A 5687-nucleotide genomic window follows, 5' to 3' on the forward strand; every position below is an offset into this window, starting at 1 on the left:
AAAGCAAAAGCCCCCACCGTTTCCGGTGAGGGCTTTCAGGATAGAACCTCTGGCGATGAGTTGCGGAGGCCGCGCGTTGCGGGCATCGGAGGCAAAGAAAAACCCCCACCGTTTCCGGTGAGGGTGTTTCAGGATAAAGCCCCTGGCGGTGACCTACTCTCGCATGGCAAAGCCACACTACCATCGGCGCATGCGCGTTTCACTTCTGAGTTCGGGATGGGATCAGGTGGTACCACGCCGCTATGGCCGCCAGGGAAGGGGTGGGAGCAGCGCAGGTGCGCCGGCTCCGCATTCTTCGTGGAAAGCCCGATCGATGAAGCCGACCAGACTCTCCCGTGAGTGGAGACTCACGTAGATAAATCGTAAACGAGTGACAAGCGTCGAGGTGAATTCGAATTAGAACTTGGGCGTATGCCAAGGACACACGAAGCGTCTTGGGGTTATATGGTCAAGCCTCACGGCTCATTAGTATCAGTTAGCTCAATGCATTGCTGCACTTCCACACCTGACCTATCAACCACCTAGTCTTGATGGTGCCTTAAGGAGAGTCAAGCTCTCGGGAGATCTCATCTTGGGGCGTGCTTCCCGCTTAGATGCTTTCAGCGGTTATCACTTCCGTTCGTAGCTACCGGGCAATGCCATGGGCATGACAACCCGAACACCAGCGGAACGTCCACTCCGGTCCTCTCGTACTAGGAGCAGCCCCCCTCAAATCTCCAACGCCCACGACAGATAGGGACCGAACTGTCTCACGACGTTCTGAACCCAGCTCGCGTACCACTTTAAATGGCGAACAGCCATACCCTTGGGACCGGCTACAGCCCCAGGATGTGATGAGCCGACATCGAGGTGCCAAACACCGCCGTCGATATGAACTCTTGGGCGGTATCAGCCTGTTATCCCCGGAGTACCTTTTATCCGTTGAGCGATGGCCCTTCCATACAGAACCACCGGATCACTATGACCTACTTTCGTACCTGCTTGATCCGTCGATCTCGCAGTCAAGCACGCTTATGCCATTGCACACAGTGCGCGATGTCCGACCGCGCTGAGCGTACCTTCGTGCTCCTCCGTTACTCTTTGGGAGGAGACCGCCCCAGTCAAACTACCCACCATACATGGTCCCTGATCCGGATAACGGATCGAGGTTAGAACGTCAAGCACTTCAGGGTGGTATTTCAAGGATGGCTCCACCGAAACTAGCGTCTCGGTTTCATAGCCTCCCACCTATCCTACACAGAAGAACTCAACGTTCAATGTAAAGCTATAGTAAAGGTTCACGGGGTCTTTCCGTCTTGCCGCGGGAACGCTGCATCTTCACAGCGAATTCAATTTCACTGAGTCTCGGGTGGAGACAGCGCCGCTGTCGTTACGCCATTCGTGCAGGTCGGAACTTACCCGACAAGGAATTTCGCTACCTTAGGACCGTTATAGTTACGGCCGCCGTTTACTGGGGCTTCGATCAAGAGCTTCGCCTTGCGGCTGACCCCATCAATTAACCTTCCAGCACCGGGCAGGCGTCACACCCTATACGTCCACTTTCGTGTTTGCAGAGTGCTGTGTTTTTGATAAACAGTCGCAGCGGCCAGGTTACTGCGACCCATCGACGCTCAGTCACGCACGTGACCACGTCAATGGGCGCACCTTCTCCCGAAGTTACGGTGCCATTTTGCCTAGTTCCTTCACCCGAGTTCTCTCAAGCGCCTTGGGATTCTCACCCTGCCTACCAGTGTCGGTTTACGGTACGGTTTTTCCATAGCTGAAGCTTAGTGGCTTTTCCTGGAAGCGTGGTGTCAGTCACTTCGCCCAATAGGGCTCGTCTCGGTGCTCGGCATAAAGGTTCCCGGATTTGCCTAAGAACCATGCCTACCTCCTTTCCCCGGGACAACCAACGCCCGGTAGACCTAACCTTCTCCGTCCCCACATCGCACTATGGAAAAGTGCAGGAATATTAACCTGCTTCCCATCGACTACGCATTTCTGCCTCGCCTTAGGGGCCGACTCACCCTGCGCCGATGAACGTTGCGCGAGGAAACCTTGGGCTTTCGGCGTGGGGGCTTTTCACCCCCATTATCGTTACTCATGTCAGCATTCGCACTTCCGATACCTCCAGCATGCTTTACAACACACCTTCACAGGCTTACGGAACGCTCCTCTACCGCGTACACATAAATGTGCACACCCCGAGCTTCGGTGCATAGCTTAGCCCCGTTAAATCTTCCGCGCAGACCGACTCGACCAGTGAGCTATTACGCTTTCTTTAAAGGATGGCTGCTTCTAAGCCAACCTCCTGGCTGTCTATGCCTTTCCACATCGTTTTCCACTTAGCTATGACTTTGGGACCTTAGCTGCGGGTCTGGGTTGTTTCCCTTTTCACGACGGACGTTAGCACCCGCCGTGTGTCTCCCGGATAGTCTGTCCTGGTATTCGGAGTTTGCCATGGTTTGGTAAGTCGCGATGACCCCCTAGCCATAACAGTGCTCTACCCCCAGGAAGATTCGTCCGAGGCGCTACCTAAATAGCTTTCGAGGAGAACCAGCTATCTCCGAGTTTGTTTAGCCTTTCACTCCTATCCTCAGCTCATCCCCATCTATTGCAACAGATGTGGGTTCGGTCCTCCAGTGCGTGTTACCGCACCTTCAACCTGGCCAAGGATAGATCACTCGGTTTCGGGTCTACTGCCTGAGACTATGCGCCCTATTCAGACTCGATTTCTCTTCGCCTCCCCTATACGGTTAAGCTTGCCACAGACAGTAAGTCGCTGACCCATTATACAAAAGGTACGCAGTCACCCTTGCGGGCTTCCACTGCTTGTACGTATACGGTTTCAGGGTCTATTTCACTCCCCTCTCCGGGGTTCTTTTCGCCTTTCCCTCACGGTACTAGTTCGCTATCGGTCAGTCAGTAGTATTTAGCCTTGGAGGATGGTCCCCCCATGTTCAGACAAGGTTTCACGTGCCCCGCCTTACTCAATTTCACACAAAATGCCTTTTCGTCGACTGGGCTATCACCATCTATGGCCGGGCTTTCCATCCCGTTTGACTAAAACATAATGTGCTTTTGGGCTAGTCCCCGTTCGCTCGTCGCTACTCAGGGAATCTCGGTTGATTTCTTTTCCTCCGGGTACTTAGATATTTCAGTTCCCCGGGTTCGCCCTGCATGGCTATGTATTCACCATGCAGTACTCCTTGCGGAGTGGGTTTCCCCATTCGGACATTGCCGGATCAAAGCTTGTTGCCAGCTCCCCGACACTTTTCGCAGGCTGCCACGTCCTTCATCGCCTCTGACTGCCAAGGCATCCACCGTATACGCTTAGTCGCTTGACCATATAACCCCAAGTCGCCTCGGGGCATACACCCTCATCAGGTGCAGCCAAGATACTTCGTTTTCGTGCCTTAACACTTGCCTCGGTTCGGTTTCGAACCAAGACGCTTGTCACTCGTTTACTTGTTTTCAAAGAACATCGTGCCGGCCTCAATGCCGGTCGATTTCAAAATCTTTTGTGTGCCGAATACTTCACGCGTCAATCAGTCCTTGGTGGAGCCTATCGGGATCGAACCGATGACCCCCTGCTTGCAAAGCAGGTGCTCTCCCAGCTGAGCTAAGGCCCCAAGGAAACCTTGGAATATGGTGGGTCTGGGTGGACTCGAACCACCGGCCTCACCCTTATCAGGGGTGCGCTCTAACCACCTGAGCTACAGACCCAGAGATCGAGCCCCAGAACCTACACCAGCCTCTGTCGAACCAGGTTCGAAGCGGCTTTTGTTGAAGAGTCCGTCCATGGAAGGACGGTCTTGATGTTCGCTCTTCGCAAAAGGGACTTTGCGTAAAGTACAGGTGTCTTGTGTGGACGTCTTGCGTGAAGACTCACGCCGTCATTTCTTGAAAGGAGGTGATCCAGCCGCACCTTCCGATACGGCTACCTTGTTACGACTTCACCCCAGTCATGGACCACTCCGTGGGCGTCGTCCTCCTTGCGGTTAGACTAACGCCTTCTGGAGCAACCCACTCCCATGGTGTGACGGGCGGTGTGTACAAGGCCCGGGAACGTATTCACCGCGGCATAGCTGATCCGCGATTACTAGCGATTCCGACTTCACGGAGTCGAGTTGCAGACTCCGATCCGGACTGGGATCGGCTTTCTGGGATTGGCTCCACCTCGCGGTATTGCAACCCTCTGTACCGACCATTGTAGTACGTGTGTAGCCCTGGCCGTAAGGGCCATGATGACTTGACGTCATCCCCACCTTCCTCCGGTTTGTCACCGGCAGTCTCCTTAGAGTTCCCGACATTACTCGCTGGCAACTAAGGACAAGGGTTGCGCTCGTTGCGGGACTTAACCCAACATCTCACGACACGAGCTGACGACAGCCATGCAGCACCTGTGTTCCGATTCCCGAAGGCACTCCTGCATCTCTGCTGGATTCCGGACATGTCAAGGCCAGGTAAGGTTCTTCGCGTTGCATCGAATTAAACCACATACTCCACCGCTTGTGCGGGCCCCCGTCAATTCCTTTGAGTTTCAGTCTTGCGACCGTACTCCCCAGGCGGCGAACTTAACGCGTTAGCTTCGACACTGATCTCCGAGTTGAGACCAACATCCAGTTCGCATCGTTTAGGGCGTGGACTACCAGGGTATCTAATCCTGTTTGCTCCCCACGCTTTCGTGCTTCAGCGTCAGTGTTGTCCCAGATGGCCGCCTTCGCCACTGATGTTCCTCCCGATCTCTACGCATTTCACCGCTACACCGGGAATTCCACCATCCTCTGACACACTCTAGCTGTCCAGTATCCATCGCCATTCCCAGGTTGAGCCCGGGGATTTCACGACAGACTTAAACAACCGCCTACGCACCCTTTACGCCCAGTAATTCCGATTAACGCTTGCACCCTTCGTATTACCGCGGCTGCTGGCACGAAGTTAGCCGGTGCTTATTCCTCAGGTACCGTCAGCCCCATAGGGTATTAGCCCGTGGTATTTCGTTCCTGATAAAAGTGCTTTACAACCCGAGGGCCTTCTTCACACACGCGGCATTGCTGGATCAGGCTTGCGCCCATTGTCCAATATTCCCCACTGCTGCCTCCCGTAGGAGTCTGGGCCGTGTCTCAGTCCCAGTGTGGCTGATCATCCTCTCAGACCAGCTATCGATCGTCGCCTTGGTAAGCCATTACCTTACCAACTAGCTAATCGAACATCGGTTCGTCTGACCGCGCAAGGCCCGAAGGTCCCCTGCTTTCTCCCGTAGGACGTATGCGGTATTAGCGTAAGTTTCCCTACGTTATCCCCCACGTTCAGGTAGATCCCGATGCATTACTCACCCGTCCGCCACTCGCCACCCACAGAGCAAGCTCTGCTGTGCTGCCGTTCGACTTGCATGTGTTAGGCATGCCGCCAGCGTTCAATCTGAGCCAGGATCAAACTCTTCACTTAAGTTTTCGACAACCTCACTCTTGCGAGCTCAGCCATCTATCTTTCTGAAGCGTTAGTCCCAACAAAATCAAAACTCATTACTGACTTTTTCTTTCATTGGACGCTTGCATTGCTTGGACAGGTCGTGACCCATTCAACACAAGACGTCCACACAATTCACCTGCGCACACTGTCAAAGATCGTTCGCTTGCATCCCGTTTCCGGTTTGCGCCCCAAGACGTTTCGTCCTAGGTGAGCCGCCCATTCTACATCGCTTT

Annotated in this window: 2 tRNA genes and 3 rRNA genes; all 5 read right to left on the bottom strand. The window is 54.2% G+C overall.

Annotated elements, in window-relative coordinates:
- Nucleotides 1-140 precede the first annotated feature (140 nt).
- Nucleotides 141-254: ribosomal RNA gene (gene rrf / locus ACVWWQ_RS17210) — 5S ribosomal RNA — on the bottom strand.
- A 190-nt stretch (nucleotides 255-444) separates the two neighbouring features.
- Nucleotides 445-3326, bottom strand: a 23S ribosomal RNA gene (locus ACVWWQ_RS17215).
- Nucleotides 3327-3535: 209 nt separating this feature from the next.
- Nucleotides 3536-3611: transfer RNA gene (locus tag ACVWWQ_RS17220), tRNA-Ala, on the bottom strand.
- Nucleotides 3612-3628: 17 nt separating this feature from the next.
- Nucleotides 3629-3705 (bottom strand) — tRNA-Ile (locus ACVWWQ_RS17225).
- Between the two features lie 180 nt (nucleotides 3706-3885).
- Nucleotides 3886-5430, bottom strand: a 16S ribosomal RNA gene (locus ACVWWQ_RS17230).
- Together the 16S, 23S and 5S rRNA genes with 2 tRNA genes alongside form the textbook arrangement of a ribosomal RNA operon.
- Nucleotides 5431-5687: the final 257 nt, after the last annotated feature.

Source organism: Rhodanobacter sp. TND4EL1 (assembly GCF_054061035.1).